Origin of the sequence: Desulfonatronum lacustre DSM 10312 (genome assembly GCF_000519265.1) — a bacterium.
Classification (GTDB): domain Bacteria; phylum Desulfobacterota; class Desulfovibrionia; order Desulfovibrionales; family Desulfonatronaceae; genus Desulfonatronum; species Desulfonatronum lacustre.
Map to the genome: position 1 here is coordinate 3,653,912 of NZ_KI912608.1, position 25,729 is coordinate 3,679,640.

The 25,729-nt window shown below is 61.5% G+C and carries 27 protein-coding genes; 17 read left to right on the forward strand and 10 right to left on the reverse strand.

What is annotated here, in order from left to right; translation table 11 throughout:
• Nucleotides 1-158: 158 nt before the first annotated feature.
• The 3 genes from DESLA_RS22615 to DESLA_RS0117235 are packed head-to-tail and all read right to left on the reverse strand — an operon-like array spanning nucleotide 159 to nucleotide 2,219.
• A complete protein-coding gene (locus DESLA_RS22615; protein WP_211239073.1) occupies nucleotides 159-503 on the reverse strand; it encodes a DUF2442 domain-containing protein in 345 nt (114 codons plus the stop codon).
• On the reverse strand, nucleotides 463-846 hold the full coding sequence (locus DESLA_RS23615) for a DUF4160 domain-containing protein (protein ID WP_337833225.1): 384 nt from the start codon (nucleotides 844-846) through the stop codon (nucleotides 463-465). Before DESLA_RS23615 ends, DESLA_RS22615 begins: the two co-directional genes overlap by 41 nt.
• Nucleotides 738-2,219 carry a pyridoxal-phosphate dependent enzyme gene (locus DESLA_RS0117235; RefSeq protein WP_028573436.1) on the reverse strand — a complete coding sequence of 494 codons (1,482 nt, stop codon included), beginning with the start codon at nucleotides 2,217-2,219 and terminating at the stop codon, nucleotides 738-740. The genes DESLA_RS23615 and DESLA_RS0117235 overlap by 109 nt, the downstream gene beginning before the upstream one ends.
• Nucleotides 2,220-2,612: 393 nt before the next feature.
• Between DESLA_RS0117235 and DESLA_RS0117240 the strand changes: the two genes are divergently transcribed.
• Entirely contained in the window at nucleotides 2,613-3,614 is a 1,002-nt protein-coding gene (locus tag DESLA_RS0117240) for a Fic family protein (protein ID WP_028573437.1), read from the forward strand.
• A 28-nt stretch (nucleotides 3,615-3,642) separates the two neighbouring features.
• Here the strand turns inward: DESLA_RS0117240 and DESLA_RS0117245 are convergent, their stop codons facing one another.
• From DESLA_RS0117245 to DESLA_RS0117280, 7 genes are all read right to left on the reverse strand, one after another.
• On the reverse strand, nucleotides 3,643-3,936 hold the full coding sequence (locus DESLA_RS0117245; RefSeq protein ID WP_028573438.1) for a helix-hairpin-helix domain-containing protein: 294 nt from the start codon (nucleotides 3,934-3,936) through the stop codon (nucleotides 3,643-3,645).
• Nucleotides 3,937-3,953: 17 nt separating this feature from the next.
• A complete protein-coding gene (locus tag DESLA_RS0117250) occupies nucleotides 3,954-4,811 on the reverse strand; it encodes a KilA-N domain-containing protein (protein WP_028573439.1) in 858 nt (285 codons plus the stop codon).
• A 108-nt stretch (nucleotides 4,812-4,919) separates the two neighbouring features.
• Nucleotides 4,920-5,366, reverse strand: a complete 447-nt coding sequence (locus DESLA_RS0117260) for a hypothetical protein (protein ID WP_028573440.1) — start codon at nucleotides 5,364-5,366, stop codon at nucleotides 4,920-4,922.
• A 139-nt stretch (nucleotides 5,367-5,505) separates the two neighbouring features.
• A complete protein-coding gene (gene thrC / locus DESLA_RS21235) occupies nucleotides 5,506-6,801 on the reverse strand; it encodes a threonine synthase (protein ID WP_051434809.1) in 1,296 nt (431 codons plus the stop codon).
• A gap of 23 nt (nucleotides 6,802-6,824) precedes the next feature.
• The gene (locus tag DESLA_RS0117270; RefSeq protein WP_028573441.1) at nucleotides 6,825-7,586 is read right to left on the reverse strand and encodes an ABC transporter permease; all 762 of its coding nucleotides are present in this window, start codon (nucleotides 7,584-7,586) and stop codon (nucleotides 6,825-6,827) included.
• Nucleotides 7,570-8,436 (reverse strand): ABC transporter ATP-binding protein, encoded by an 867-nt coding sequence (locus tag DESLA_RS21240; RefSeq protein WP_051434810.1) that lies wholly within the window; start codon nucleotides 8,434-8,436, stop codon nucleotides 7,570-7,572. Before DESLA_RS21240 ends, DESLA_RS0117270 begins: the two co-directional genes overlap by 17 nt.
• 17 nt (nucleotides 8,437-8,453) lie before the next feature.
• Nucleotides 8,454-9,488, reverse strand: a complete 1,035-nt coding sequence (locus DESLA_RS0117280; protein WP_035262019.1) for an ABC transporter substrate-binding protein — start codon at nucleotides 9,486-9,488, stop codon at nucleotides 8,454-8,456.
• A gap of 579 nt (nucleotides 9,489-10,067) precedes the next feature.
• On the opposite strand from DESLA_RS0117280, the gene ffh reads away from it, so the two are divergent.
• The 16 genes from ffh to secA all read left to right on the forward strand — a co-directional run bounded on the left by ffh (nucleotide 10,068) and on the right by secA (nucleotide 25,718).
• Nucleotides 10,068-11,537 carry a signal recognition particle protein gene (gene ffh, locus DESLA_RS0117295; protein ID WP_028573443.1) on the forward strand — a complete coding sequence of 490 codons (1,470 nt, stop codon included), beginning with the start codon at nucleotides 10,068-10,070 and terminating at the stop codon, nucleotides 11,535-11,537.
• A gap of 71 nt (nucleotides 11,538-11,608) precedes the next feature.
• Entirely contained in the window at nucleotides 11,609-11,863 is a 255-nt protein-coding gene (gene rpsP, locus DESLA_RS0117300) for a 30S ribosomal protein S16 (protein ID WP_028573444.1), read from the forward strand.
• 105 nt (nucleotides 11,864-11,968) lie between these two features.
• Complete coding sequence (locus tag DESLA_RS0117305; RefSeq protein ID WP_028573445.1) at nucleotides 11,969-12,199, forward strand: KH domain-containing protein; 231 nt, start codon at nucleotides 11,969-11,971, stop codon at nucleotides 12,197-12,199.
• Between the two features lie 11 nt (nucleotides 12,200-12,210).
• Entirely contained in the window at nucleotides 12,211-12,765 is a 555-nt protein-coding gene (gene rimM / locus DESLA_RS0117310) for a ribosome maturation factor RimM (RefSeq protein ID WP_028573446.1), read from the forward strand.
• Between the two features lie 244 nt (nucleotides 12,766-13,009).
• A complete protein-coding gene (trmD, locus tag DESLA_RS21245) occupies nucleotides 13,010-14,341 on the forward strand; it encodes a tRNA (guanosine(37)-N1)-methyltransferase TrmD (protein ID WP_035262023.1) in 1,332 nt (443 codons plus the stop codon).
• A gap of 261 nt (nucleotides 14,342-14,602) precedes the next feature.
• The gene (gene rplS / locus DESLA_RS0117330) at nucleotides 14,603-14,956 is read left to right on the forward strand and encodes a 50S ribosomal protein L19 (protein WP_028573449.1); all 354 of its coding nucleotides are present in this window, start codon (nucleotides 14,603-14,605) and stop codon (nucleotides 14,954-14,956) included.
• 9 nt (nucleotides 14,957-14,965) lie between these two features.
• The gene (rnhB, locus tag DESLA_RS0117335) at nucleotides 14,966-15,655 is read left to right on the forward strand and encodes a ribonuclease HII (protein ID WP_084032155.1); all 690 of its coding nucleotides are present in this window, start codon (nucleotides 14,966-14,968) and stop codon (nucleotides 15,653-15,655) included.
• The gene (locus DESLA_RS0117340) at nucleotides 15,637-16,041 is read left to right on the forward strand and encodes a YraN family protein (protein WP_028573451.1); all 405 of its coding nucleotides are present in this window, start codon (nucleotides 15,637-15,639) and stop codon (nucleotides 16,039-16,041) included. The genes rnhB and DESLA_RS0117340 overlap by 19 nt, the downstream gene beginning before the upstream one ends.
• Nucleotides 15,983-16,843, forward strand: a complete 861-nt coding sequence (rsmI, locus tag DESLA_RS0117345) for a 16S rRNA (cytidine(1402)-2'-O)-methyltransferase (protein ID WP_028573452.1) — start codon at nucleotides 15,983-15,985, stop codon at nucleotides 16,841-16,843. Before DESLA_RS0117340 ends, rsmI begins: the two co-directional genes overlap by 59 nt.
• Nucleotides 16,840-17,679: a PTS system mannose/fructose/sorbose family transporter subunit IID gene (locus DESLA_RS21250; RefSeq protein WP_245590091.1), complete on the forward strand. Its 840-nt coding sequence runs from the start codon at nucleotides 16,840-16,842 to the stop codon at nucleotides 17,677-17,679. Before rsmI ends, DESLA_RS21250 begins: the two co-directional genes overlap by 4 nt.
• A 161-nt stretch (nucleotides 17,680-17,840) precedes the next feature.
• On the forward strand, nucleotides 17,841-18,125 hold the full coding sequence (locus DESLA_RS0117355) for an HPr family phosphocarrier protein (protein ID WP_028573453.1): 285 nt from the start codon (nucleotides 17,841-17,843) through the stop codon (nucleotides 18,123-18,125).
• Complete coding sequence (gene ptsP, locus DESLA_RS0117360; RefSeq protein WP_028573454.1) at nucleotides 18,125-19,903, forward strand: phosphoenolpyruvate--protein phosphotransferase; 1,779 nt, start codon at nucleotides 18,125-18,127, stop codon at nucleotides 19,901-19,903. The genes DESLA_RS0117355 and ptsP overlap by 1 nt, the downstream gene beginning before the upstream one ends.
• Nucleotides 19,903-20,358, forward strand: coding sequence for an SsrA-binding protein SmpB (gene smpB / locus DESLA_RS0117365; RefSeq protein ID WP_028573455.1), 456 nt, complete (start codon nucleotides 19,903-19,905; stop codon nucleotides 20,356-20,358). Before ptsP ends, smpB begins: the two co-directional genes overlap by 1 nt.
• 13 nt (nucleotides 20,359-20,371) lie before the next feature.
• The gene (locus DESLA_RS0117370) at nucleotides 20,372-21,745 is read left to right on the forward strand and encodes an FAD-binding oxidoreductase (RefSeq protein ID WP_035262025.1); all 1,374 of its coding nucleotides are present in this window, start codon (nucleotides 20,372-20,374) and stop codon (nucleotides 21,743-21,745) included.
• A gap of 163 nt (nucleotides 21,746-21,908) precedes the next feature.
• Nucleotides 21,909-23,102 carry a (Fe-S)-binding protein gene (locus DESLA_RS21255; RefSeq protein WP_084032156.1) on the forward strand — a complete coding sequence of 398 codons (1,194 nt, stop codon included), beginning with the start codon at nucleotides 21,909-21,911 and terminating at the stop codon, nucleotides 23,100-23,102.
• 105 nt (nucleotides 23,103-23,207) lie between these two features.
• Complete coding sequence (secA, locus tag DESLA_RS0117380) at nucleotides 23,208-25,718, forward strand: preprotein translocase subunit SecA (protein ID WP_028573457.1); 2,511 nt, start codon at nucleotides 23,208-23,210, stop codon at nucleotides 25,716-25,718.
• Nucleotides 25,719-25,729 lie beyond the last annotated feature (11 nt).

A 25,729-nucleotide genomic window follows, 5' to 3' on the forward strand; every position in this document is an offset into this window, starting at 1 on the left:
ATCCTGGGACTCAACCTCCAGACACAGCTCGATAGCTTCCATGATTCGCCTCATCAGTGTGTTCGGCGATTTCGCTTGGGTATGGCATCCGCGGATGCTCGGCACCGAGGCGACATAATAACCGTCTTCATCCAGCTCAATCAGCACACTGAACACCCTCAGCATTGCAAATCCTCGCTGCATACGGTTGTTTGATCTTTAAGGGGACGATCTTCGGAGCCTTGTTTTCCATAGACTCCAGAGGGGTCGTAAACCAACGGGTATGCTCCGGGACGTTTGATCGAATCCAGGGACAAATCAATATCGAGTTCAGGCCATCTCAAATGCCCCGACCCCTCTTCGATGACGCGAAACACCTTTTGAATGGGAGCTGTCAAGAACCAGGGATATTCATCGTAACCCAGAAAGTATTCCTTCCCGGCATACATGATCCAGAGGCCGAATGGGGAGATGTCGGTCACCTCAGGCTTTGAAATGCTCGTCCCAATGTTTGCGGATTTCACTTTTTTTATCCTCCACAACCATTTCCAGTTCTCTCAACTCTTTCTGGGAGAGGCCATGGTTGATCGCCAATTCGATTTCGGGCTCAAGCCAGAATTTCGCCTCTCCGTCCGGGCTTCGGACATGCACGTGTCGCCGAGATTCTTCGCGTGAGAAAAAGAAGAATCGGTACTGTCTGAAGTGAAAAACGGTTGGGCTCATATGCTGGACCCTTCGCTCGTTCCTCGTCGTCCGCCCTATCCAAGCCCCGCCAACAACCCCACCCGCTCGTTGAACGCCTCGATCAACCGGTCGATCTCCTCCAGTTGGCGGGGGATCCCGGTCCAGTAGTCCTCGTCGTGCCATTGGGCCTGGATTTCCTCGTAGGTTTTGCCCTGCTGCTCGACCCAGGTGAAGTATTTCAGGTTGTGGACCCGTTTGCGATCCCAGTGGTTCAGTTCCAGGAGGTTGTCCAGACCTTGGCCCAGCAGGTGGCGTTCGAAGGCCACGGCGGCGTCCACGGCGGTGAAGGGGCCGCGCTCCGCGGTCAGTTCTTCCAGGCGGCTGCCGTACATTTCCATGGAGTCCGTGGCCACGGTGGCCACCACGTCGTCCGGTCCCAGTTCGAACCATTTGGCGAATTTGGCCGCGGAAATGATGTTCGACCAGCCGGAGATGCCGATCAGGTCCAGTTGCTCCACCAGGGCCGGAGCCACGCCCCGGGAGGCTAGGTATTCGCGTCCGGCCTCTTCGTTGGCCAGACGGATGAGCTGCATGGGGGCCTCGTCGTCAATGGCCAGGATCATGTCCGTGTTCCTGACGTTGTGCACCCAGGGCACGTGCTTGTCGCCGATGCCCTCAATGCGGTGGTCGCCGAAGCCGTTGAACAGCAGGGTGGGGCACTGGCCGGCCTCGCAGGCGGCGATTTTCAGGGCCGGAAAGCGGGCCTTGAGGTAGTCCCCGGCGGCCAGGGTTCCGCCCGAGCCGGTGGCCAGGATCAGGCCGCGAATCCGGGAAGGCTTGTCCGTCAGCCCGGTCATGACCTCTTCCAGGGCCGGGCCGGTGATCTCGTGGTGCCAGAGGTAGTTTCCGAACTCGTCGAACTGGTTGAAGATGACCACGTCGTCGCCGGAAGCCCGCAGCTCATGGCATTTGTCGAAAATTGCCTTGACGTTGGATTCCGATCCCGGCGTCTTGATGATCTCTCCGGCCACCTTGGTCAACCACTCGAAGCGCTCCCGGCTCATGCCCTCGGGCAAGATGGCGATGGAGGAGCAGCCCAGCAAGGCCGAATCATAGGCCCCGCCCCGGCAGTAGTTGCCCGTGGAGGGCCAGACCGCCTTCTGGGTGGTGGGGTCGAACTGGCCGGTGACCAGCCGGGGCACCAGGCAGCCGAAGGCCGCGCCGACCTTGTGCGCGCCCGTGGGGAACCACTTGCCGGTGAGGACCACGATTCGGCAGGGCGCGCCGGTCAGCTCCGGCGGCAGAACCAGATGGTTGACCCCGCCGAACCCGCCGCCCGAGGCCGTGGGTTCGTTGCGCCAGGTGATCCGGAACAGGTTGGCCGGGTCCAGGTCCCAGAGGCCGAGGCCGGACAGCTTCTCACGCATGGCTGCGGGGATGGTTTGCGGGTCGCGCATCTGGGCAAAGGTGGGAATGATGATGCCGCGCTCCCGGGCCCGCTCAACGGCCCGGTCCAGCCCGGCTTGATTGATGGTCAAATCGATGGCCGCGGACATGATGAAATCCTTTTTTCGGTAAAGATGTTGGTGAGATTGGTGTCGATGGGTCCGCCCCTTGCGAGGCGGAGCCGGCCCGAGAGACGGTGAGGATGGATTTTCAGGCAGGCTGTCTCGGGTAGTTACCAGCAGAAGGAGCGTGCTTCAAGCCTCAATGGCTTGGGGAGGGTGGGCCGGAGTTCCTCAGCGTCGTTGAAGGCGAGGCGAACGTCTGTTGAGAAATTCATGCAGGGCGGGTAGGAGTCTCAAGCATGGACAGCACGGCAGCCGTCATTATTTCGGCCAGGAACCGCGCATTGGGGAGATTCGCATCGGTTCCAGGCCTGCTTCCATTTCCCCAATTCCCGGCATGAGTCAACGGAGCCGGCTATTTCAAACAGTCAGGATGGCAACATGAAATACCAGCCGCCCTTCACAATCACCCCGGAAATCCTGAACCGGGTCGCCGCAATCAGCGAGGCCGTCGGGCGGCTGACCGTACTCACGGACCAAGCCAGGGCGCTCCGATTGAGGCGCATCAATCGCGTCCGCACCATTCATGGTTCGCTGGCCATCGAGGGCAACACCCTGAGCGAGGCGCAGATCAGCGCTATCTTGGAGGGCAAGCGGGTCATCGCCCCACCACGTGAGGTGCAAGAGGTGAAGAATGCGTTGGCCGCTTATGAACATTTCGATACCTGGAAGCCTCGGGTGGAAAAGGACCTGCTGGAGGCGCATCGAATTTTGATGTCCGGCCTTATTGACGAAGCGGGAAGCTACCGACGCGGTGGCGTGGGAGTGATGTCAGGCCAAGAGGTGATACACATGGCGCCACCCGCCGCCCGGGTACCACGGCTGATGGCCGACCTGTTCGCCTGGTTGAGTACTACCGAAGCCCATCCGCTCATTTCCAGCTCCGTCTTTCACTACGAATTCGAATTCATTCATCCCTTTGCCGACGGCAACGGCCGGATGGGGCGGCTGTGGCAGAGTCTGATTCTGACCCGCTGGAATCCCCTATTCGCCGATATCCCGGTGGAAAGCCTGATCTTCGAGCACCAGGAAGAGTATTATCATGTCTTGCGCGAGAGCACCCGCCAGACCGATTCCGCGCCGTTCATCGCCTTCATGTTGCGGATGATTCTGGAGGCTTTGACCACCTTCGCCCCCCAAGTCACCCCCCAAGTCACCCCCCAAGTTGGTGATTTGCTGGCGGTGATTCAGGGCGAGATGGGCCGAGAAGCGTTGCAACTGGCCCTGGGCCTATCGGACCGAAAATCGTTCCGCGAGCGCTACCTCAAACCGGCCCTGGCCGATGGCCTGATTGAGATGACAATCCCCGGCAAACCCAACAGCCGCCTTCAGAAATACCGCCTGACCGACAAGGGGCGTCAGGCCGTGATGAACCGATCATGATAATCCGTTGGCGCTCTTCGCCGGGATTTCAGCGTATAGATTCCAGCATTTGCTTCCGCTCCAGCGTATATTCCCACCAGCACCGGGGCGCTTCGCCGTTCATGAACCGGGTCACGGAGAGAAACACGTCGAGCACGCAGGGATCTTGTCGTTTGCCGGTGACGGCCTGAAGACGTTCATACATTTCCAGCGGGTCCAGGCCTTTGAGCTGTTCGGGCCGGTGAACGCCCAAAAGCCGAAGATCCTCAGCCATGGCCCGCCCGATGTTGGGCAGGTCCGTCAGATCGTGGAGACGGTCGCGGCAGACTTTGGCGGGGTGCAAAGACTGATCCTTTTGAATTAATTTGCTGAATCCAAAGAAACACTAACGGCTCCACCTTCCAGCCGTTTGATGCTCCGGTCGACGGTCAGGATTTCCATTTGTTCGATGGCGATGCGGTTCAGCTTTCGCAGTCGTTCGGGTTGTTCGATTCCTTCCTTGATGAACAGCGCGTTCAAGTTTTCCAGATTGGCCAGACAGACCAACTGGGCAGCGTTGGCCTGATCGCGGATGTTGCCTTTTTCCTTGGGGTTCGCGTCCCGCCATTGTTTGGCCGTCATGCCGAAAAGCGCCATGTTCAGCACGTCCGCCTCACTGGCATAGACCAGATTGACCTGTTGGCCGGACAATTCCGGCGGGATGAGGTTCGCCTTGATGGCATCGGTGTGGATGCGGTAATTGATATTGGCCAGATTGCGTTTGATGTCCCATCCCAGCTGGGCCTGCTCGGCCTCCTTGAGCCGCTGGAACTCCTTGATCAGGTAGAGCTTGAACTCCACGGAAACCCAGGAGGCGAACTCGAAGGCGATGTCGCGATGGGCGAAGGTACCGCCGTAGCGGCCGGCTTTGGAGACAATCCCTCTGGCCTGAGTACGTTGAATCCACTGCTTCGGCGTCAGGGTGAAGCTGTTGAGACCTGCCTGCATTCTAAACCCGTCGAATTCGACGGAATTAAAATCGGGGTTGTGAATCTGCTCCCATATCCCGAGAAATTCCAAGGTGTTTCGATTGCGAATCCAGTTCCGAACCAGATCGTCGGACCGCTCAGTATCTCGGTGGCGGGCGATGTCGGTGAGCGAGATATAATCTTCCTCGGCCATCCGGGCGATGGTGATTCGCGTATTCATCACCTCAATTTCACGGTTTTTCGTTGTCATGTGCTCACCTCGACAATGGTCATGGTGTCGTTGCCGAAGCTATCCAACACCTTCACCGCGACCTTGCATCGCCGCGACACTTCTTGGGCTGGGCTGTGGAAGGTGGTCTCAGTCATCAGTAGCGATTGCCATGCGCGCGGCGCGTTGCAGGTCACCATCGGCACTGTCGTCAAATGAAAAACTGTAAATGATCCAATCGTCTTTCGGACGGTAAAAAGTGAACTCCATCCTCAAGGGTTGCCGCTCGAAGAGGGCCAGGTAGGTGACTTGAATCAGGCGTTCTCCATAGCTGTGATGCCCGATCCGGTCCTGGCCCAGGTATGTCCCGAGCATTGGCTGAAGAGCGGTTAACTGCCCTTTCAGGTTGAGAACCTGATCGGATGTGACGTTGATCCATCTGTTCGTGGAGTAGATGCTGTCCACAGCCTGAACGATCTCTCCTTGCTCGTAAAAATTAAAGAAATTCTCGATTTCCTGCTCGTAACTCTTGGCCCAGGCCGAGGTGGAGATTGTCGCAACGAGGATCATTCCAAAGACAGATTGCAGAAATTTCATCTTTTCCTCCCGTGTTTTTTGAGTGAAGCCGTGGAGAGCAGCGATGGACGGCTTGAATGGCGAAACTGGCTATTGCGGAACAGAGCGGAGAGCGAATCATCCGCGACACCTCATGTCTACTTTGACTTGTCGTGATCCTCTATTCCACCTTTTCGAGGGTCTGTTTCAGACCTTTCCGGCCAACAGAAACCGCCGTCGGCGTAAGGTTCTGGTCGGTGCAGGCCTGGATGGCCGAGGCGACGTCTTTGAGGCCGGAGCCGGTGATCAGCAGGCAGATGGTTTCCTCGGGGGAAAGATTTCCGGTCTGGGCCGCGGCAAGGGCTCCGGCCAGGGCCGCGGCGCCTGCCGGTTCGGCGAAGACGCCGGTGTTGCGGGCCAGGGTGGGGATGGCTTGGAGGATGGTTGGGTCGTCGACTTTGATGAACGCGCCGTGGGTTTCCCGGACCGCGGCCAGGGCCTTGAGGCGGTCGCGGGGCAGGCCGGCGGAGATGGAGTCGGCCACGGTGTGGGCCGGGATGGCGGGTTTGGTCAGAGGGGCTTCGTTGTTGTGCCAAGCTTGGTGGAGATAGTCGCTTCCCGCGGCCTGGACGCCCATCAGCCGAGGCAGGCGGGTGGTCAGGCCCAGGGCCTTGAGGTCGGCGAAGCCTTTGTGCAGGCCACCGATGATGCAGCCGTCGCCCACGCCCACGAAGACCCGGTCCGGCACTTCCCAGCCGGATTGTTCGGCGATTTCGAAGGCCGCCGTCTTTTTGCCTTCGGTCATGAAGGGGTTGTAGGCGGTGTTGCGGTTGTACCAGGGGCGGACCCGGCAGGCGGCCATACACAGATCGAAGGCGTCGTCGTAGCTGCCCTGCACGGTGAAGACCCGGGCTCCGAAGGCCAGCAACTGGGCCACTTTGGCCTGGGGGGCCGAGGCGGGTACGAAGATCACGCAGTTCAGGTTCATGGACGCGGCCATGCCGGCCAGGGCCGCGGCGGCGTTGCCCGTGCTGGCGCAGGCCACGGTGGTCAGGCCCATGGATTTGGCCTGGGCGACGGCCAGGGCGCTGGCCCGGTCCTTGAGCGAGGCCGTGGGCTGGCGGGTTTCGTCCTTGATCAGAACACGGGCCACGCCAAGCAGCCTGGCCAGGCGCGGGGACTCGTACAGGGGCGTCCAGCCCGTGACCAGGGGCGGGGTTTCGGCGTCCAGGGGCAGGGGCAGGAGGGAGCGGTAGCGCCACAGGGTTTGGGGGCCCCGGGCCAGGGCTTCCGGGGTGAACGCGGAGCGGGCGGCCTGGTAGTCGTAGCGCAGGTCCAGGATGCCCTCGTTTTCGAGTTTTCCGGCATGGTCGGGGCAGACGTAGCCCATATTCAGGGGGGCGACGGTCTTGCCGCAGATTTGGCAGACGGCCCCGGTGACGAAGGGGCCTTGGGGAAACGGCGGAATGGCGGTCATGAAAGCGTCCTTTGCGAGCGCGGTCAACTCCGGAAGGCCCAGCCCGTGGTCCGCTTTTCCAGGGCCGCGAAGATGGCGTACATCCCGATGCCCATGGCCGCGATGACGATCAGCCCGGCAAAGACCAGGGGCACGTTGAACCGGGCGCTGGCGGACATCATCAGGTAGCCGATGCCCTCGTTGGAGGCCACGGTTTCGGAGATCACCGAACCGACGAAGGCCAGGGTCACGGCGATCTTCAGCGAGGCGAAGAAGTAGGGCATGGAGTTGGGGATGCCCACCTTGAGCAGGATGGTCAGCTTGGACGCCCCCAGGACCCGGAGCACGTCTTCCAGCTCCGGCTCAATGGTGGCCAGGCCGGTGGCCACGTTGACCACCACGGGAAAGAAGGAGATCAGAAACGCGGTGATGATCGCCGGGACCGTGCCGATGCCGAACCAGATCACCAGCAGGGGCACCAGGGCCACCTTGGGCACGGAGTTGAAGCCGATCAGGATCGGGTAAAAGGCCCGGTAGAGCAGTTTGGATGACCCGATGATCACGCCCACGAGCATGCCGAAAACCACGGCCAGGCCGAATCCGGCCAGGGTGGTGTAGAGGGTCTGCAAGGCGTGCTTGCTGATGGGGCCGGCGAACTCGTATCCGGCCATCACGGCCTCGCTGGGCGGAGGCAGGATGTAGCTGGGGATTTTGGCCAGCCGGGAGACGGCTTCCCAGGCCACGAACATGGCCACGGTGACGATCACCGGGGAAAAACGTTCCAGGTTTTTACGCAGTGGGGACATCGGCGATTCCTTGGGGGCCGTCGCAGCGCACGCGCTCGATGTGGCCGCGCAGCTCGTGGACGATGTCCACGAAGGCCGGTTCGTAGCAGGTTTCCAGGGTGCGTGGTCCGGGCAGGTCCACGCGGCGGCTGTGGACGATGCGTCCGGGACGGCTGCTCATCACGTGGACCGTGTCCGCCAGAAACACGGCTTCGCGCAGGTCGTGGGTCACCAGGACCACGGTGAGCTGCTTGGCGCGGCGCAGATCGGCCAGCACGCACCACAATTCCTCACGGGTGAAGGCGTCCAGGGCCCCGAAGGGCTCGTCCAGCATCAGCAGCCGGGGATCGTGGATCAGGGCGCGGCAGAGATTGGCCCGCTGGCGCATGCCGCCGGAGAGTTCCCAGGGTTGCTTGGATTCGTAGGGCGCCAGGCCCACGGTCCGCAGCAGGTTGCGGGCCCGTTCCAGATAGGCGGGCTTCTCCTTGCGCAGTCGGCTCCGGTGGGGCTCAACGATCTCCAGGGGGAGCATGATGTTGCGCAGGGTGTCGCGCCAGGGCAGGAGGGTGGGGTTCTGGAAGGCCATGCCCACGAAGGACAGCGTGCCGCCGACCCGGTCGCCGTCCACGAAGACCGCGCCCCGTGTCGGGGGCATCAGGCCGGTGACCAGCTTGAGCAGGGTGGATTTGCCGCACCCGGACGGGCCGACCACGGCCACGAAGTCCCCTTCGCGGATATCCAGGTTCAGCCCCTGGACGGCCAGGCTCTCGGCGTCCTCGCCATAGGCCAGGTCAACGTCTTTTATTTCAACGAACAGGCCCGCACGGCCGGTTTGGCCGTGCGGGTCCGCGTGATCTGCTTGCGATGTCATGGATTGAAGAATCGCCCTTAGAAGATGGACCGGGTTTCTTGATCGGGCAGAAAGGATCGGTCGAAAACAGCCTCCGGAGCGGGCGTTGTGGAAAGACCAAAGGCGTTGACCACTTCGGCGATGGCCTTGACCAGGCGCTCGTCGTCCACGTCGCCCATGCCGTTGGCCGCGGCGTAGTCCGTGGCCACGCTGGTTTCGATGGCCAGCTTCAGGCGCCGGGTTTCCAGGTCCACGTCGATCAGCCCGTCCCGTTCGCGGACATAGGCGATGGCTGCGGCGGGGTCTTCAAGGGTTTCGGCCCAGCCTCGAACCACGGCGCGCAGGAAGCCTTTGACCGCTTCGGGCTGGGCGGCCAGTTGCGGGGAGACGATGATGGCGTTGCCGTACAGATTGACGCCGTAGTCCGGATACAGAAAGACCGTCAGTTCGTCGGCGGGAATGCCCAGGTTGTCCAGGTTGAGCAGGCTGGTGAAGTAGAAGCCGGAGATGGCGTCCACCTGGCCGCGCAGCAGCATGGGCTCGCGCAGGGGCGGGTCCATGGAGGTCCAGTTCACGGCATCGGCATCCAGGCCGGTGGCCGCGGCAAAGGCGGAAAAGGTCTTGCGCGGGGAGTCGAAGACCGGCGCGCCCAGGGTCTTGCCGGCCAGGTCCGCCGGGGTCTGGATGCCGCTTTCCTTTTTCGTGAAAATGGCGAAGGGCGGGTGGTCGTAGATCATGAACACGGCCTTCAGGGCCTGGTCCTGGTTGTTCACGTTGAACTCGATCATGGCGTTGATGTCCGCGAAGCCGACATCATAGGCCCCGGATGCGACCCGGTTCACGGCTCCGGCCGAGCCGGTTCCGGAGTCGATGGTCACGTTCAGCCCTTCCTCGGCGAAGTAGCCGCGGGCATGGGCCAGGAGGTAGGGCGCGATGGGCCCCTCGAACTTCCAGTCCAGGGTGAAGCGGATGGGGGTCTGGGCCGAGGCGGATGCGGCCAGAAAAAAGAACAGGCACAGCGCGGACAAACACAGGGTGATGCGGGAAGACAGCGAAGACAGGGTCTTGAGCATGGGTTCCTCCAGACGGAAGCTTTTTGGGGTGAGGGCCTGGGCGACGAACGCGGTCGCCGGGTCTGACTGCCGGGTTGCCGTGCGCGGAATCCGGCGATGAAAAGTACCACAAGCAACGGCTGTGCCATGGTTGGAATCCAGCGGTTTTCATAGATGTTCTTGGTTTCGCCGGGTTCCGCGTCGAACTCTTGCGCGTTGGGAATCTTTCAAAAAACGTGCATTTTTGCAAGGTCGGATTACAAAAACGGCAGGACGAATCCGTCTAAATTAATGAATGCTTCAGGTTTTTTTGTTCTCTGTAAAAAAATTATAATTCCAGAATAGTAGGTTGTAGTGTGTCCACGGGGATTCCCAGTGTGGGCCTGCGATCATCGAAATCGAAATCGCTATCGAAATCGGAAAGTTGCCAGGAATCGATTTCGATCACGGCTTCGATTTCGATACCGATCAAGAGCACCTGTGGCTCAAGAACAAATCTGCCCCTGATAGATGCTTCATGGGCGGTTGACTCCGGTCCGGCTCTCGGATAGTGGCATACGTTTTCGTTTTGTTTCTTGAAGCCTCAAGTCCGGATACCCCATGTTCGACAGTTTAGCGGATCGTCTGCAATCCGTCTTCAAAAAAATCCGCGGTCACGGCCGATTGGATGAGAAGAGCGTCCAGGAAGGCTTGCGCGAGGTGCGTCTGGCCTTGCTGGAAGCGGACGTCAATTTCAAGGTCGTCAAGGACTTCGTGGAACGGGTCCGGGAACGGGCCATGGGCCAGGACGTCCTGGGCAGCCTGACGCCCGGTCAGCAGGTAGTCAAGATCGTCCACGATGAAATGGTCGACTTGCTGGGCGGCGAGCATCTGGGATTGCAACTCCAGGGCAAGCCGCCGGTGGTCATCATGCTGGTCGGTTTGCAGGGCTCGGGAAAGACGACCACCGCGGCCAAGCTGGCCCTGCACCTGCGCCGTCTGAAGCGTTCTCCCTTCCTGGTCCCCGCGGACGTCTACCGCCCCGCCGCCATTGATCAGCTCCACAAGCTGGCCTCCCAACTGGACGTTCCGGCTTTTGCCTCCACCGCCCAGATGCGGCCCGTGGACATCTGCCTCCAGGCTCGGGACGAGGCGGCCCTCAAGGGCTTGGACGTTCTCCTGGTGGACACGGCCGGGCGGTTGCACATCGATGCGCCGCTGATGGATGAGCTGGTGGCCGTGAAGCAGGCCTTGAGTCCTCAGGAAATTCTCTTCGTGGCCGATGCCATGACCGGTCAGGACGCAGTCAACGTGGCGGTCAAATTCGATGAGCTTCTGGATTTGTCCGGCATCGTGCTGACCAAGATGGAAGGCGACGCCCGTGGCGGCGCGGCCCTGTCCATCAAGTCCGTGACCGGCAAGCCGATCAAGTTCGTGGGCATGGGCGAAAAGGTCAGCGACCTGGAGGCCTTTCATCCGGACCGCGTGGCTTCGCGCATCCTGGGCATGGGCGACATCCTCTCGCTGATTGAAAAGGCCCAGGGCTCCATAGATCAGGATGAAGCCGAAGCCCTGCAGAAAAAGATGCAGAAGGCCGAGTTCAACCTGGAGGATTTTCGCGTCCAGATGCGCCGGTTGCGCAAGCTCGGTTCCCTGGAGGGGATGCTCAAGCTGATTCCGGGCATGGGCGACCTGCGCAAGCAGCTTGGCGAGATGAAGATGCCGGAAAAAGAGATGGGCCGCATGGAGGCGATCATCAACTCCATGACCCCGGGGGAGCGCAAGAACCCCAAGGTGATGAACGCGAACCGCAAGCTCCGGGTGGCCAAGGGCAGCGGCGTAAAAGTCCAGGATGTGAACGCGCTGTTGAAAAATTTCGAACAGATGCAGAAGATGATGAAGAAAATGACCAGCGGGGGAGGTCTTGGAGGCATGAAGATGCCCTCCGGCCCCGGAGGGCTGAGCTTGCCCGGCGGTCTGGGCGGGCCGGGCGGACCGAGTGGCCTAGGGCTTCCCGCGGGCATGCCGAAAACCGGGACCAAGTCCGCGACCAAGAAGAAAAAGGAACGGCGCAAGAAAAAACGCCGCTGAGATCACCGGCGCAATCCACGCCCCCATTTCACGACACCATTTCAGATCAACTTGAAGAGAGGAACGCAGCAATGGCAATGAGAATCAGACTGACCCGGATGGGCTCCAAGAAGAAGCCGTTTTACCGCATCGTGGCCCTGAACAGCGAAACCCGCCGCGACGGCCGCGCTTTGGATTTTCTCGGCTACTACAACCCGATGAAAGAGCCCAACGAATTGAAGATCGACACCGACAAGGTCCGCGAATGGATGGCCAAGGGCGCCAAGCCCACGGACACGGTTCGTTCGCTGTTGGCCAGGGTGGGCTTCAATCAAGCCCAGGCCTAACAGTTCGTTGATAAACGCCCGCCGGCCGCGTGTTTCAAGCGTCGCGGGCCTTTGCGTTTTTTTGAGCTGCTCCACGGCGATGAGCTTTTACGGAGTGAAGACGGCATGAAGGAACTCATCGAGTACATTGCCACGTCCTTGGTGGATCAGCCCGAGGCCGTGCAGGTTTCCCTGGTGGAGGGCGAGCAGTCTTCCGTGGTGGAGCTGCGCGTGGCCAAGGAAGATCTGGGCAAGGTGATCGGCAAGCAGGGTCGGACGGCCAAGGCCCTGCGTACGATTCTCGCCGCCGCCTCGGCCAAGGCCGACAAGCGGGTGGTGCTGGAAATCATCGAGTAGGCGGGTTCACGATGTCCGGGCAAGCGTTGGTCCTGGTCGGAAAAGTGATCAAGCCGCACGGTTTGGCAGGGGAGTTCAGTGTCAAAGTGCACGTGGACTCCCCTGATTTTTTTGCCCATGTCCCACGCCTGTACCTGCGCGGTGCCCCCGGAGAACGTCCGCGTCCCGTGGCCGTGACCTCCTGGAGAATGCACAACGCACGGCTTCTGCTGCGCCTGGACCAGATCCAGGGGCGTGATGAAGTGGAGCAGGTGCGCGGGGCGGAGTTGCTGGCGCGCCGCGAGGATCTGCCCGATCGTTCGGATGAGGACATTTTCATTCAGGAACTGATCGGCATGCGGGTGCTGCTGCCTTCCGGCGAGGTGTTGGGCCGGATCGAGAACGTCAACTTCGGTGCCGGTACCGGAGTCGGCCAGGAGATCTGGAGCATCCGGACCGGGTCGCGCCGGGAAGTACTCTTTCCGGCGCACCAGGATTTCGTCCTGGACGTGGACCTGGCCGCGGCCACGGTGCGCATCGATCCGCCGCCTGGGCTGTTGGAATTGTATCTGGGGGAAGAAGGGTAATACCAATTCTCCTTCAGAACTGAACCATCCCCGAAAGAAAAGCTTTGAATTGGAGAACTGCTCAGCACATCCTGAGTTGAGCCCATTTCCGGCGCTGGATTCCCGCCTTCGCGGGAATGACGTGTTTTTCCATGCCGCCTCCCAATCAGTCATACCCGCGAAGGCGGGTATCCAGGCCGCTTTCGCACGGATGAGCTGAGTAGTTACGAATTGGAAATGGTATAAGGACCAGGATTCAGGCGGCATGCGGTTCAACATTGTCACGCTTTTTCCGGAGTTTTTCGCTTCGGCCCTGCACTGTGGCCTGCTGGGCAAGGCCCTGGAGCAGGAGACGGTCACGGTTCGGTTGATCAATCCCCGGGATTTCGCCGTGGACCGGCATCGCAGTGTTGACGACCGGCCCTATGGTGGCGGGCCGGGCATGGTCATGACCTTGCCGCCGTTGGTTGCTGCCCTGCGGTCCCTGGAAGTACCTGGGGAAGCGCCTGGGGAAGCACTTGGGGAAGCGCCCGGGGAAACGCCCGGCAGGGTGGTCCTGCTGTGCCCCAAGGGCCGCCCACTGGATCACGACCTGGCCGCTTCCCTGGCCGAAGAACCGGTTGTGACCCTGATCTGTGGACGGTACGAGGGCATCGACCACCGTTTGGAGTCCCTGTTTCCCCTGGAAAAGGTCAGCGTGGGCGGCGTGGTCCTCAATGGCGGGGAGACGCCCGCCCTGCACGTCCTGGAAGCGGTCTCCCGGCTCTTGCCCGGATTCATGGGGCATGAGGAGTCTCCCGCGGACGAAAGCTTCGTGCGCGGCCTGCTGGAGTATCCGCACTACTCCAGGCCGGAGGTTTTTGAGGATTTGCGGGTGCCGGAGATTCTGCTTTCCGGCGACCATGCCAAGGTCGCGGCCTGGCGGCGGGATGAGGCCCTGCGGACCACCCTGGAGTCGCGCCCGGACCTGCTGCCCAGGGCCGCGCTGGAGCCCGGAGACGTCCGGACCTTGCGGGAGTTGGTCAAGCAACGGCGACGGACGGCCAGAAACTGTTTCCTGGCCCTGGTCCATGCTCCGGTCCTGAACAAGTTCGGGCAGAGCGGGGCGGTTTCTTTGACAAATCTGGACATCCACGATATTGCCCGCTGTTCTCGTACGTACGGCTTGGGAGGGTATTTCATCTGTACCCCCTTGCGGGACCAACAGCAGTTGGCCGATCGTCTGCTGGACCATTGGCTGAGTGGGCCGGGGGCCTCGGCAAACCCGGATCGGGGAGAGGCGCTGCGCTTGGTGCGCGTCGTGGACGGCCTGGAACAGGCCGCGGACGCGGTGGCCGAACGCTGCGGCAAGCGGCCGGTGCTGGTGGCTACTTCCGCCCAAGGCGCGGGGAGCATGACCTATCCTCAGGCCCGCGATCTGCTGGAGGACCAGCCGGTCTTGCTGGTTCTGGGCACGGGGTACGGGCTGGCCCCGGAGGTGTTGGAACAATGCGTCGGAACACTGCGCCCGGTGCGCTGTTTCAGTGACTACAACCATCTTTCGGTACGCGCCGCCGCGGCCATTATGCTGGACCGGATACTTGGCGACGACGGCTGACGTCCGGCCCGGTTTATTTTTCTTTGCTTTCGAAGATGGAGTATTGGTTCAACTTGGTATTGTCGTCAGGATCGAAATCGAAATCGCAATCGGTATCGAAAGAGTTTCATGGTTTCATTGTTTTTTCGATTGCGATTGCGATTGCGATTGCGATTGCGATTTCGACCCCGATCATGCACTGGCTCTTTGTGATACATTGAGCGCAAGTGAGAGTTTGTTCGGACGCAAATACATTTACTTGATTCATAAGGAGACGTGGTCATGGATTTGATGAAAAAGATCGAATATTCCCAGATGCGCATGGACATCCCGCAGTTCAAGGCCGGAGACACGGTCAAGGTGCATGTCCGGATCATCGAGGGAGACAAGGAACGGATTCAGATGTTCGAGGGCGTGGTGCTCTGTCGGCATCGCGGCACCACCAACGCCACCTTCACCGTGCGCAAAATGTCCGATGGGATCGGCGTGGAGCGTATTTTCCCCCTGCATTCCCCCTTCATCGAGCGCGTGGAAGTTCTCAGCGAGGGCCGGGTCCGTCGCAGCCGGATTTTCTACCTGCGCAAGCTCCGGGGCAAGGCCAGTCGGATCAAGTCCAAGAACGCCTGGGACAACTAGGTTTGTTTCATGCCCGGGCCAACGAATCGGCCCGCGGACGGGCGACTGTCCGGGAGCTTTTCCGGCCTCCTGGCCGGTGAAGAAACGGTGCGCTGCCTCGGTTTGACCGCCGGGTTGGACGAGGCCGGGCGGGGATGCCTGGCTGGCCCGGTGGTGGCCGCGGCGGTGATTCTTCCTGAGTCGTACGATCTGCCCGGCCTGACCGATTCAAAAAAACTCCGGGCCGAGGCGCGGGAGCGTCTGGCCCGTGCCGTTCGAGATCAGGCCGCGGCCTGGTCCCTAGGACTGGCTTGGCCGCGGGAAATCGAGCGGGTGAACATCCTGCGGGCTTCCCTGCTGGCCATGACCCGGGCGGTGCGCACCCTGAAGGTGCGCCCGAATGCGTTGATCGTGGACGGGCCGCATCGGGTTCCCCTGGACATGCCCCAACAGGCGGTGGTCAGGGCGGACGCCACGGTTCCGGCTGTTTCCGCCGCCTCCATCCTGGCCAAGACTTTTCGCGACAAACTCCTGACCTTTCTGGACCGCCGCCATCCGGGCTACGACCTGGCGATCCACAAAGGCTACCCCACGGCCCGACACCTGGAGGCCCTGCGGCGTCTCGGACCGGCTCCGGTGCACCGGCTGACCTTCAAGGGCGTTTTGGCCGCCACCGGCCGGGATGCTCGGCGGGAACAGCTATGGTTGCCGGGCATCTGAGACAGGGACAGGCCGGCGAGGATGCAGCTGTTCAGTTGCTGAAAGAGCTGGGTTTTCAGATTCTGGAACGCAACTGGCGCTGTCAATCCGGCGAAGTGGACGTTATCTGTCAGGACCGGGACACCGTGGTGTTCGTCGAAGTCCGAACCCGAGGGGCTTGCGCCCGCACCTCTCCGGCCCAGAGCGTGAACCGCTCCAAAATCACCAAGCTGACCCGGGCCGCCAGCTACTATCTCAGCCGGCGCGACTGGTGGGAGCGGCCATGCCGATTCGACGTGGTCGCGGTGATCCACACCGCCCAGGGACACCGACTGGAGCACATTCCTGATGCCTTTTCCTTCCCCCAGACTCTGGGTCGTGGCCGGAACCCTTGGCAACCCTGGTGACTTTTCACCCCGGGCCAAAGAGGTCCTGGAAGGCGCGGACCTGATTCTGGCCGAGGACACCCGCCGGGCCGGGTTGTTCTTTCAGCGCCACGGCGTGACCCCCAAGGGAACCCTGCGCAGTTTTTTCGAGCACAATGAACAGGACCGGATTCCCTCGGTCCTGAGCGTTTTGGAGCAGGGGCGCGACGTGGCCCTTATTTCCGACGCCGGAACACCGCTGATCGGCGACCCGGGATACCGTCTGGTCCGAGCCTGTCGCGACGCCGGGATCCCGGTCTCTCCGGTCCCCGGTCCCTGCGCCCCGGTGGCCGCTTTGTGCGCTTCCGGCCTTCCTCCCTCTCCGTTCACCTTCCTGGGTTTTTTGCCTCGCCAGGCCGGGGATCAAAAACGGTTGTTTCTCTCGTGGGCCGAAGCGGCCACCACCCTGATTTTTTTCGAGCGCAACTCCCGGCTGCGCGACACCCTGGAAACGGTCCTGGAATGCCTGGGACCACGGGAGCTTTGCCTGGCCCGCGAATTGACCAAGGAGCATGAGCAGATTATTCTGGGACGTTTGGAAAGCCATCAGGACATGGAGTGGGACCCTCGCGGCGAGGTGACCGTGCTCGTCGGCCCGCCGGAAGCCCCGGAGAAGACCTTGGACGTGGATGTGGACCAGATGCTGTCGGAAGAGATGCTGACCGGCCCGCCAAAGCAGATAGCCGCTCGGGTCGCTGCCAGGGCTCATGGATGGTCTTCCAAGGAGGTCTACGCCAGGTTGATCGCCTTGGCCCGGGCCGCCCCCACTTCGAGGACCCCATGACATCCCCCATGGTCACCTCCAAGAGCACCCCCAGGTCCACACACGGGACCACGCCTGGGACCACACCCGGCACGCTTCCCTCCTCCCTCAGCTTCCGGGTCATGCTGCGCACGTTCCTGCGCACTTACCTCGTGGGCGCCAACTACAACACCCGTGGGATGCAAAACGTCGGCCTGGCGCTGGCCTTGGAGCCCGGTCTGACCGTCATTCACCGCAATTCCCAGGAGTTGCGCAAAGCCCGGCGTCGGTCTCTGCAACACTACAATACGCATCCCTTCTGGACGCCGCTTTTGGCTGGCATTTTTTTGTCCCTGGAACGGGACATCGCCCGGGGAGTGCTGCCGCCGCCCATGTTGCAACGGGTCAAGAACACCACGACCTACACCCTGTCAGCCCTGGGCGACTCTTTTTTCAGCGGCGCGGCCCTGGTATTTTGCGTCCTGGTTCTGACGCTGCTGCTTGCACATGGATGGACGGGATTGGCGTGGACATGGCTGATCTGCTGTTTTCTGGGTGTGCAGGTGTTCAAACTGGCGACCTTTGTCGGTGGATTTCGGGAGGGCATCGCGTTTTTGAGTCGGCTGAAACGCTGGAACCTGATCAACTGGGGACAGCGCATCAAGCTGGTCAACGCCGGACTGTTGCTTCTGCTTTGGTGGCGGCTCTGGCCCGAGATGCGCGTCGAGGGCGGCCCGGAATGGGCGTGGATTTTCTGGACCGCGGCGGTGCTGTGCTGTGCTTTCGGTTATTTCCGGTTGCGCGTGTCCAGGGTCTGGTTCGTGTTGGCCTTTCTCGCAGTCTGGATCGGGCTTTGGACCGTCTGGAGCGGGCTGTGAGGCAGAGTTTAGGATTCAGGATTCAGGATTCAGGATTCAGGATTCAGGATTCAGAATTCAGGAGTTAGGAGTTAGGAGTTAGGAGTTGGGAGACGGGGGCGTTGACTGAAAGTCTGGAGAAGCTTCCCGTAAAAAAACCTCCAAATCAGGTTGACGTTGGTATGGAAACACTTGATGTGGTGAGTCGGAAGGTCTTCGTGGCCAATGAGCTGGGACTGCATGCCCGTCCGGCGGCTCGTCTGGCCCGGGAGGCCCAAAAATATTCTTCGCGGATCACCCTGCTTTCTCAGGAGCAGGAGGTGGACGCCAAGAGCATTCTCGACCTGCTGACCCTGGCCTTGGGGCCGGGGTGCGCCGTGGAATTGAAGGCCCAGGGAGAGGACGCCCAATCCGCCCTGGAGCAGCTTGAGCAGTTGTTTTTGAATCGTTTTGAAGAGGAGCGTTAGTGGCTCTCCAAATACTTCAAGGAATTCCCGTCTCCACCGGCATCGCCTTGGGGCGGGCGTTTTTCCTGAATCGCGGCAGGGCCCGCAACGTTCCGCGCCAGAATATTCCGGACGGCGAGGTGCAGGCCGAGCTGTCCCGCGTGGAGCAGGCCTTTTCGCAGGCTTTGGCCGAACTCGAGAACATTCAGGGCCGCGTGCCCGCGGAACTGCTGGAACACGCGCGGATCATCGATTCGCACATCATGATGCTCCAGGACCCCAAGCTGCTGGAATCGGCCAAGGCCTACATCCGGAGCATGCAGCTGAACGCGGAGTGGGCCTTGGAAAAGGCCGTGGCGGACATTGAAACGGTTTTTCGCAGCATCGAGGACGCCTACATCCGGGAACGGATTCAGGACGTGCGTCTGGTGGCGGGCCGGGTCCAGCAGCATCTGTTGGGCGAGTCCGGGAACAGCCTGCGGTCCATCAACACCCGGATCATTCTTCTGGCCCACGACCTCAGTCCGGCGGACACGGTGGAGCTGGAAGTGGGCAAGATCATGGCCTTTGCCACGGTCACCGGCGGCAAAACCTCGCACACCGGAATCCTGGCCCGGGCCATGCAGATTCCGGCCATCGTCGGCGCGGCCGATCTGGAGGAGTCCATCCAGGACGGGCAGCTGATCATCATCGACGGCCTGCAAGGGCGGATCATCATCGAGCCGGACGAGGAGGAATTGGCCGGCTTCACGGATCTGAAATACCAGTTCGAGGAGTACCAGGCCGGGATCAACCGCTCCAGCCATCTGCCCGCGGAAACCATTGATGGGTACCGGGTCAAGGTTTTCGCGAACATCGAACTGCTGGAAGAGGTGTCCTCGGTGCTGGGCAACGGCGGCGAGGGGGTCGGGCTGTACCGCACCGAGTACTCCTATCTGAACCGACTCCAGCTGCCGGACGAGGAACAGTTGCTGGAAGAATACCAGGACCTGGCCTCGATCATGTTTCCCGGCAAGGTGGTGTTGCGTACCCTGGACGTGGGTGCGGACAAGTTCATGAACCACTTCGGCGGCCTGGACGAGGCTAATCCGGCCCTGGGTCTGCGGGCGGTGCGATTCTGCCTGCACCATATGGATCTGTTTCGGGTTCAGTTGCGGGCGATATTGCGGGCCAGCGTCCACGAGAACATTTCATTGATGTTTCCCATGGTGTCCGGGTTGGGCGAACTGCGCCAGGTCAAGTCCGTGCTGAACAGCGTGCGGATGGAGTTGAAGAAGGAAGGATTGAAGTACAATCCGGAAATGCCCGTGGGGATCATGATCGAGCTGCCTTCAGCCATGATCACGGCGGACATCCTGGCCACGGAGGTGGACTTCTTCAGCATCGGGACCAACGACCTGATCCAGTACAGTCTGGGCATCGACCGGACCAACTCCTTTGTCTCCTATCTGTACCAACCGCTGCATCCGGCTCTGGTCCGGATGATCAAGTACGTGGTGGACGCCGGGCATCGGGCCGGCATAGAGGTGAGCATCTGCGGGGAAATGGCCGCGGACCCCTACTGCATCCCGGTGCTCATGGGCATGCATGTGGACTGCCTGAGCATGAACCCTCAGGCCGTGCCGGTGATCAAGCACATCATTCGTCAGGCGACCATGGAGGAGTGCAAGGCCCTGCTCAAGGACGTCCTGGCCAGCAAAACCGTGGGACGGAACAACAAGCTGGTCAAGGACAGCATTTTCCGCCGCCATCCCAGTGAACTGATGTTCTATTCTTCCCTGCTGGACGAGGGGTACTGATGAAACCGAAAAGCGACGGGACCCGGCTGATCGCCCAGAACAAGAAAGCCCGCCACGAATACGAAATCCTGGAAACCCTGGAGGCCGGCCTGGCCCTGATGGGCTCGGAGGTGAAATCCCTGCGCGACGGCAAGGTCAGCTTCAAGGACGGTTACGTTCGGTTCACGGGCGGAGACCCGGTGCTGGTGGGCGTGCATATCGCCCCGTACGCCCACGCCGTGCATACCGGACACGAACCGGAGCGCCCGCGCAAACTGCTCCTGCACCGCCACCAGATCGACGCCTGGAGCGCCAAGACCGCCCAAAAGGGCCTGACCGTGGTGCCGCTGAAAATGTACTGGAAAGCCGGTCGAGCCAAGGTGGAAATCGGCCTGGCCCGAGGCAAGAAATACCACGACCAGCGCGAGGACCTCAAACGCCGGGCCATGGATCGGGATCTGGCCCGGGAGATGTGATTCCATTCCCCCCATGCCTCTGACAACCAGCCAACGCGCCTTTCTTCGCGATCAATTTGTCGGCGACGATTATTTGGAACAGCCGGAGGCGACCTGCGTGTATGGGACGGACGCCAGTCGGCGGTTTGCTTTGCCGTGGGCCGTGGTACGTCCCCGGACGGTGGAGCAGGTAAAGGAGCTTTTGACCTGGGCGCACCGGGAAGAGATCCCGCTGTTTCCCCGGGCCAGGGGGACCAACGTGGTGGCCGGGTGCGTGCCCCAGGGCGGCGGGGTGGTGGTGTCCTGTCTGGCCATGGACCGGGTGGACATTCAGGAAGACGATTTCACGGCCGAGGTCCAGCCGGGGGTGGTCACCGGGGCTTTCCAGACCCAGGTTCAGGCGCGGGGGTTGTATTATCCTCCGGACCCGGCCAGCGTGCGCTTCTCCACCCTGGGCGGCAACGCGGCCACCTGTGCCGGAGGGATGCGGGCCGTGAAGTACGGCGTGACCCGGGACTACGTCCTGGGCATTGAGGCCGTGCTGCCAGGCGGAGAGTTGATCCACACCGGGGCCCGGACGCACAAGAACGTGGTCGGCCTGGATCTGACCCGCTTGCTGGTGGGCTCCGCCGGAACTCTGGCCTTTTTTACCAAACTGACTCTGAAGCTGCTGCCCCTGCCCCCGGCTCAAGCTTCTCTGATGGTCGGCTACCGATCCCTGGACGACGCGCTGGCCGCGTCCCAGGCCGTGTTCCGGGCCGGGATTCTGCCCGTGGCCATGGAATTGATGCCTGAGGAGGTCCTGGACTGCGTGGCCCGGATTGCCGCGCCGCCCTGGAACGCGGCCACCAAGGCGGTCCTGCTGCTCAAATGCGACGGTCGCCCGGAAGGATTACGGGAAGAGTTGGCCCTGATCCGGAGCGCCCTGGAGGGGCTTGCTCCGGTCTTCGTGGAGGAGGGCCGGGACCCCGTGGCCGAGGAGCGACTTTGGGAAGCGCGGCGCTTGATCAATCCGGCCTCCTTCCGTCTGGCCCCGGACAAGATCAGCGAAGACGTCTCTCTCCCCCGGGGCAAGGTGGCGGAAGGGATTCTTGGCATTCGGGGCATCGGTCGCGCCCACGATTTGCCGATCCTGACCTTCGGCCACCTGGGCGACGGCAACATCCACGTCAACATCATGCACGACGCTTCGGACGAGAACCAGCGGGACCATGCGTTCCAGGCCCGGGAAGCCGTGCTGGAACTGGTGCTCCGCTTGGGCGGCGTTCTTTCCGGAGAGCACGGCCTGGGCCTGACCAAGCGCGGCTGGCTGCATCGGCAGGTCGGCCCGGTGGAGCGCGGCCTGTTCTCCCTGATCAAACGCGCCTTCGATCCCAAGGGCATCATGAACCCGGGCAAGGCGTATTGAGTCTCCCGTTGTCCACACTCCTTCATAATTGCGCCAAGGCAGATTTCTCCCGAGCCGCCGGCGCTCTGGATCGAAATCGAAATCGAAATCGAAATCGCAATCGTGATCGAAATCGATTTCTGGCAACTTTGCGATTTCGATCACGATTGCGATTTCGATTACGATGAGAGAAAAAAAACGTCACGCCAATCCCGCGACACCATGCCCCACGGACTCGGGCGTTCCGACGCGGCCCTGCATTCTTTGCGGCAAGTGTCTGGACGTCTGTCCGTTGTTCGCGGCCACGGGGCGGGAGGAGTTGAGCCCTCGGGGCAAGTCCTTTTTGATCCGCCAGGCATTGGAGGAGGGCAATCTCCATGATCCGGCCGCGGCCGGCAAGCTGCTGGGGCTGTGCCTGGGGTGCGGACGGTGCGCGGATGGTTGTCCTCAAGGCCGAAATCTTCCGGAACTGCTGCGGGAGGTGAAGGCCGGTCATCCGGGGTGGCAGGCCTGGATCTGGCGGATCTGGATCACCCGGGCCAAGCGTCTGTGGCCGCTGGCGGGCCGTTGCGCGGGGTTGTTCCCGGAACAACTCGGCACCAAAATAATGGATGCGCCGCGGGCCATGGTGCGTCGGCCTTCTCGGGAGCGGACATCCGGTGGCTTTGAGCGGGTTGCCGACGAAGCTGTTTTGCCCGGGAACGCCGTGCTGTTCCCCGGATGCACGGCGCGATTCGCCAGACCCTGGTGGATGGCGAACGCGGCACGGATGCTGGGGATGGCGGGTGATGGATTGAACACCTTTCCGGATTGGCAATGTTGCGGTTTTACCGTGGCTCAGGCAGGATTACCCGGTTTGAACGCCGAAATGCAGGTCCGGAACGTGGCCTTGTGGCGGGAACTGGGACGGCCCAGGCTGCTCACCATCTGCGCCACCTGCACCACGGCCCTACGCGGGTACGCGAAGGCGGCGGACCTGTTTCACGACGATCGGGAACGGCTGGCTTGGGAAGCGGCCGTCCAGCCGTTGAGCGGTCTGCTCACTTCGGAGGACTTTCGGGCCGTGGGGAGCGGAGAGGTTTTCTATCACCGCCCTTGTCACGCCCCGACCCCGGACCCGGATGAGGCTTTTTTGCGCGGCGTATTCACGACACGATTGATTGCCGAGGCCGAAAACGCCTGCTGCGGGATGGGCGGCGTGATGCGACTCAGCGCGCCGAGCCTGTCCTCCCAGGTCGCGGCCCGGTGCTGGAGCAAGGTGCCAGAGCAAAGTGAACTCACCGTGGCCACTGGGTGCAGCGGGTGCGTGGTTCAACTCGCGGCCACGGCACCCCAAGGCTTCGAGGTCGCGCACTGGTTGGAGCTGCTTGAAGGGTGATAGCGGTTACGGCCAGGAATCATCGATACCGAACCAGAGTGCCCGTGCTTCGAGAACACAAATGCCCTGCGTCCAGGGCTTTCGAGGAATACTAAGGAGAAATGCATGTTCAATTTTATCGTCAAGAAAGTAATCGGCTCCAAAAATGAGCGATACCTGAAAAAGCTCAAGCCGATGGTGCAGACTATTAACGGCCACGAAGAACAGATGCGCGGCCTTGGCGACGACGACTTTCCGATCAAGGTCCGGGAGTGGAAGGAGCAGGTTCAGAACGGGCGCACCCTGGACGATCTGCTGCCCGAGACCTTCGCCCTGGTGCGCGAGGCTTCCTGGCGAGCCTTGAAGATGCGCCATTTTGACGCCCAGTTGATCGGCGGGATGGTGCTGCACCACGGGAAGATCGCCGAAATGAAGACCGGCGAGGGCAAGACCCTGGCCGCGACTCTGCCGGTGGTGCTCAACGCCCTGGCCGGCAAGGGCGTGCACGTGGTCACGGTCAACGATTATCTGGCCCGCCGCGATGCGGAGTGGATGGGGCAGATTTATCGTTTCCTGGGCCTGGAGGTCGGGGTGATTCTCCACGGATTGACCGACCCCGAGCGGCAAACGTCCTACAACGCCGACGTGACCTACGGCACGAATAACGAGTTCGGCTTCGATTATCTGCGGGATAACATGAAGTTCCGGATGGAACATCTGGTTCAGCGGGACCTGTTTTTCGGGATCGTGGACGAGGTGGACTCCATCCTGATCGACGAAGCCCGGACACCGCTGATCATTTCCGGTCCGGCCGAGGATTCCACAGGGTTGTATATGCAGATCAACGCCCTGATTCCCAAGTTGAAGAAGGAAGAGCACTTCACGGTGGACGAGAAGCTGCGCGCCATTCTGCTCACGGACGAGGGGGTGATGCGCTGCGAGGAACTGCTCGGCCTGGAAAACCTCTATGATACGAAAAACATCCGCTTCCAGCACCACATCCTGCAGGCCCTCAAGGCCCATTATCTCTTCAAGCGGGACGTGGACTACATCGTGGGCGACGGGCAGGTGGTCATCGTGGACGAATTCACCGGCCGAACCATGCCCGGTCGCCGCTACAGCGACGGGCTGCACCAGGCCCTGGAAGCCAAGGAATACGTCAAGATTCAGGCCGAGAACCAGACCCTGGCCTCCATCACCTTCCAGAACTACTTCCGGATGTACGACAAGCTGGCCGGGATGACCGGGACCGCGGACACCGAGGCCGTGGAGTTCAAGGAAATCTACAATCTGGACGTGGCGTCCGTCCCCACCCATCGACCCATGGTCCGAGAAGATCACCCGGACATGATCTATAAGACCCAGGACGACAAGTACAAAGCCATCGCCCAGGAGATCAGCGACCTGCACCATAAGGGGCAGCCCGTCCTGGTGGGCACGGTGTCCATCGAAAAGTCCGAAATCGTGGCCAAGCTGCTCAAGCGTCACGGGGTTCCGCACAGCGTGCTCAATGCCAAGAACCACGAAAAAGAGGCCGAGATTGTGGCCCTGGCCGGCCATAGCGGGCAGGTGACCATTGCCACGAACATGGCCGGTCGCGGGACGGACATCGTTCTCGGCGAAGGCGTGGTGGACCTGGGAGGTTTGCACATCATCGGCACGGAGCGCCATGAAAGCCGACGTATCGACAACCAGTTGCGCGGACGGAGCGGACGTCAGGGCGATCCGGGCAGCTCTCGGTTCTACTTGGCCCTGGACGACGATCTGCTGCGGCTGTTCGGCTCGGACAAGATCGCGGGGTTGATGGGGCGGCTGGGGTTGCAGGAAGGCGAGGCCATCGAAAACCGGATGGTCTCCCGGGCCATCGAAAACGCCCAGCGCAAAGTGGAAGCCCACAACTTCGAAATCCGCAAACAGTTGCTGGACTTCGACAACGTGATGAACCAGCAGCGGGAAGTCATCTACACCCAACGCCGGGAGATCATGGCCAGCAAGGACCTGGAGGAAATGGTCGAGTCCTTCGTGCAGGATCTGGTGGAGGACGTCTACACCCCGGTGCAGGACAAGGACGCTGACGACGAGGCCCGTCAGGAAGTCCGGACCCGGCTGGGCGAGATTTTCGGGCTGGGGCGGGTCCATCCCCTGCCTGATGACAAGCTGCCCAGTCAGGACGAAACCGTGGAGCTGATTCGGGGCGTGCTGGACAAGCTCAAGACCGACGCCCCGCAACACTACCTGGAGATTCTCCGCTATTTTCTGTTGGACAGCCTGGACCGGGACTGGAAAGAGCACCTGCTGAACATGGACGGCCTGCGCGACGGTATCGGCCTGCGCGGCTACGGCCAGAAAGACCCCAAGCAGGAGTACAAGCGCGAGGGCTTCGAGCTGTTCCAGACCATGCTGCACCTGATCAAGGAACATACCTTGCGCAATCTGTGTCACCTGCGCCTGAACGTTGTCCGGGAGGAACAGTTCCAGCACGAAGAGAAGCCCCAGAAACTGCAATACTCCGGCTCGGAGCAGCAAGCCCAGGCCAAACAACCCGTGCGACGGGACCAGCCCAAGGTCGGCCGCAACGACCCCTGCCCCTGCGGCAGCGGCAAGAAACACAAGAAATGCTGCGGGGCCGCGGGGTAGCTGCAGCGCTC

Bases quoted from the DNA above. Each gene is read 5' to 3' on its own strand.
- smpB (WP_028573455.1), top strand. From the start codon at position 19,903: ATGAAACCGAAAAGCGACGGGACCCGGCTGATCGCCCAGAACAAGAAA.
- DESLA_RS0117370 (WP_035262025.1), top strand. From the start codon at position 20,372: ATGCCTCTGACAACCAGCCAACGCGCCTTTCTTCGCGATCAATTTGTC.
- rnhB (WP_084032155.1), top strand. From the start codon at position 14,966: ATGCCCGGGCCAACGAATCGGCCCGCGGACGGGCGACTGTCCGGGAGC.
- DESLA_RS21250 (WP_245590091.1), top strand. From the start codon at position 16,840: ATGACATCCCCCATGGTCACCTCCAAGAGCACCCCCAGGTCCACACAC.
- DESLA_RS23615 (WP_337833225.1), bottom strand. From the start codon at position 846: ATGGCACGACGAGGACTACTGGACCGGGATCCCCCGCCAACTGGAGGA.
- DESLA_RS0117305 (WP_028573445.1), top strand. From the start codon at position 11,969: ATGAAGGAACTCATCGAGTACATTGCCACGTCCTTGGTGGATCAGCCC.
- DESLA_RS0117270 (WP_028573441.1), bottom strand. From the start codon at position 7,586: ATGTCCCCACTGCGTAAAAACCTGGAACGTTTTTCCCCGGTGATCGTC.
- DESLA_RS0117240 (WP_028573437.1), top strand. From the start codon at position 2,613: ATGAAATACCAGCCGCCCTTCACAATCACCCCGGAAATCCTGAACCGG.
- ffh (WP_028573443.1), top strand. From the start codon at position 10,068: ATGTTCGACAGTTTAGCGGATCGTCTGCAATCCGTCTTCAAAAAAATC.
- DESLA_RS0117280 (WP_035262019.1), bottom strand. From the start codon at position 9,488: ATGCTCAAGACCCTGTCTTCGCTGTCTTCCCGCATCACCCTGTGTTTG.
- DESLA_RS0117250 (WP_028573439.1), bottom strand. From the start codon at position 4,811: ATGACAACGAAAAACCGTGAAATTGAGGTGATGAATACGCGAATCACC.
- DESLA_RS0117260 (WP_028573440.1), bottom strand. From the start codon at position 5,366: ATGAAATTTCTGCAATCTGTCTTTGGAATGATCCTCGTTGCGACAATC.
- DESLA_RS21255 (WP_084032156.1), top strand. From the start codon at position 21,909: ATGAGAGAAAAAAAACGTCACGCCAATCCCGCGACACCATGCCCCACG.
- rpsP (WP_028573444.1), top strand. From the start codon at position 11,609: ATGGCAATGAGAATCAGACTGACCCGGATGGGCTCCAAGAAGAAGCCG.
- DESLA_RS0117340 (WP_028573451.1), top strand. From the start codon at position 15,637: ATGGTTGCCGGGCATCTGAGACAGGGACAGGCCGGCGAGGATGCAGCT.
- trmD (WP_035262023.1), top strand. From the start codon at position 13,010: ATGCGGTTCAACATTGTCACGCTTTTTCCGGAGTTTTTCGCTTCGGCC.
- thrC (WP_051434809.1), bottom strand. From the start codon at position 6,801: ATGACCGCCATTCCGCCGTTTCCCCAAGGCCCCTTCGTCACCGGGGCC.
- rsmI (WP_028573452.1), top strand. From the start codon at position 15,983: ATGCCTTTTCCTTCCCCCAGACTCTGGGTCGTGGCCGGAACCCTTGGC.
- rimM (WP_028573446.1), top strand. From the start codon at position 12,211: ATGTCCGGGCAAGCGTTGGTCCTGGTCGGAAAAGTGATCAAGCCGCAC.
- DESLA_RS21240 (WP_051434810.1), bottom strand. From the start codon at position 8,436: ATGACATCGCAAGCAGATCACGCGGACCCGCACGGCCAAACCGGCCGT.
- rplS (WP_028573449.1), top strand. From the start codon at position 14,603: ATGGATTTGATGAAAAAGATCGAATATTCCCAGATGCGCATGGACATC.
- secA (WP_028573457.1), top strand. From the start codon at position 23,208: ATGTTCAATTTTATCGTCAAGAAAGTAATCGGCTCCAAAAATGAGCGA.
- DESLA_RS0117235 (WP_028573436.1), bottom strand. From the start codon at position 2,219: ATGTCCGCGGCCATCGATTTGACCATCAATCAAGCCGGGCTGGACCGG.
- DESLA_RS0117355 (WP_028573453.1), top strand. From the start codon at position 17,841: ATGGAAACACTTGATGTGGTGAGTCGGAAGGTCTTCGTGGCCAATGAG.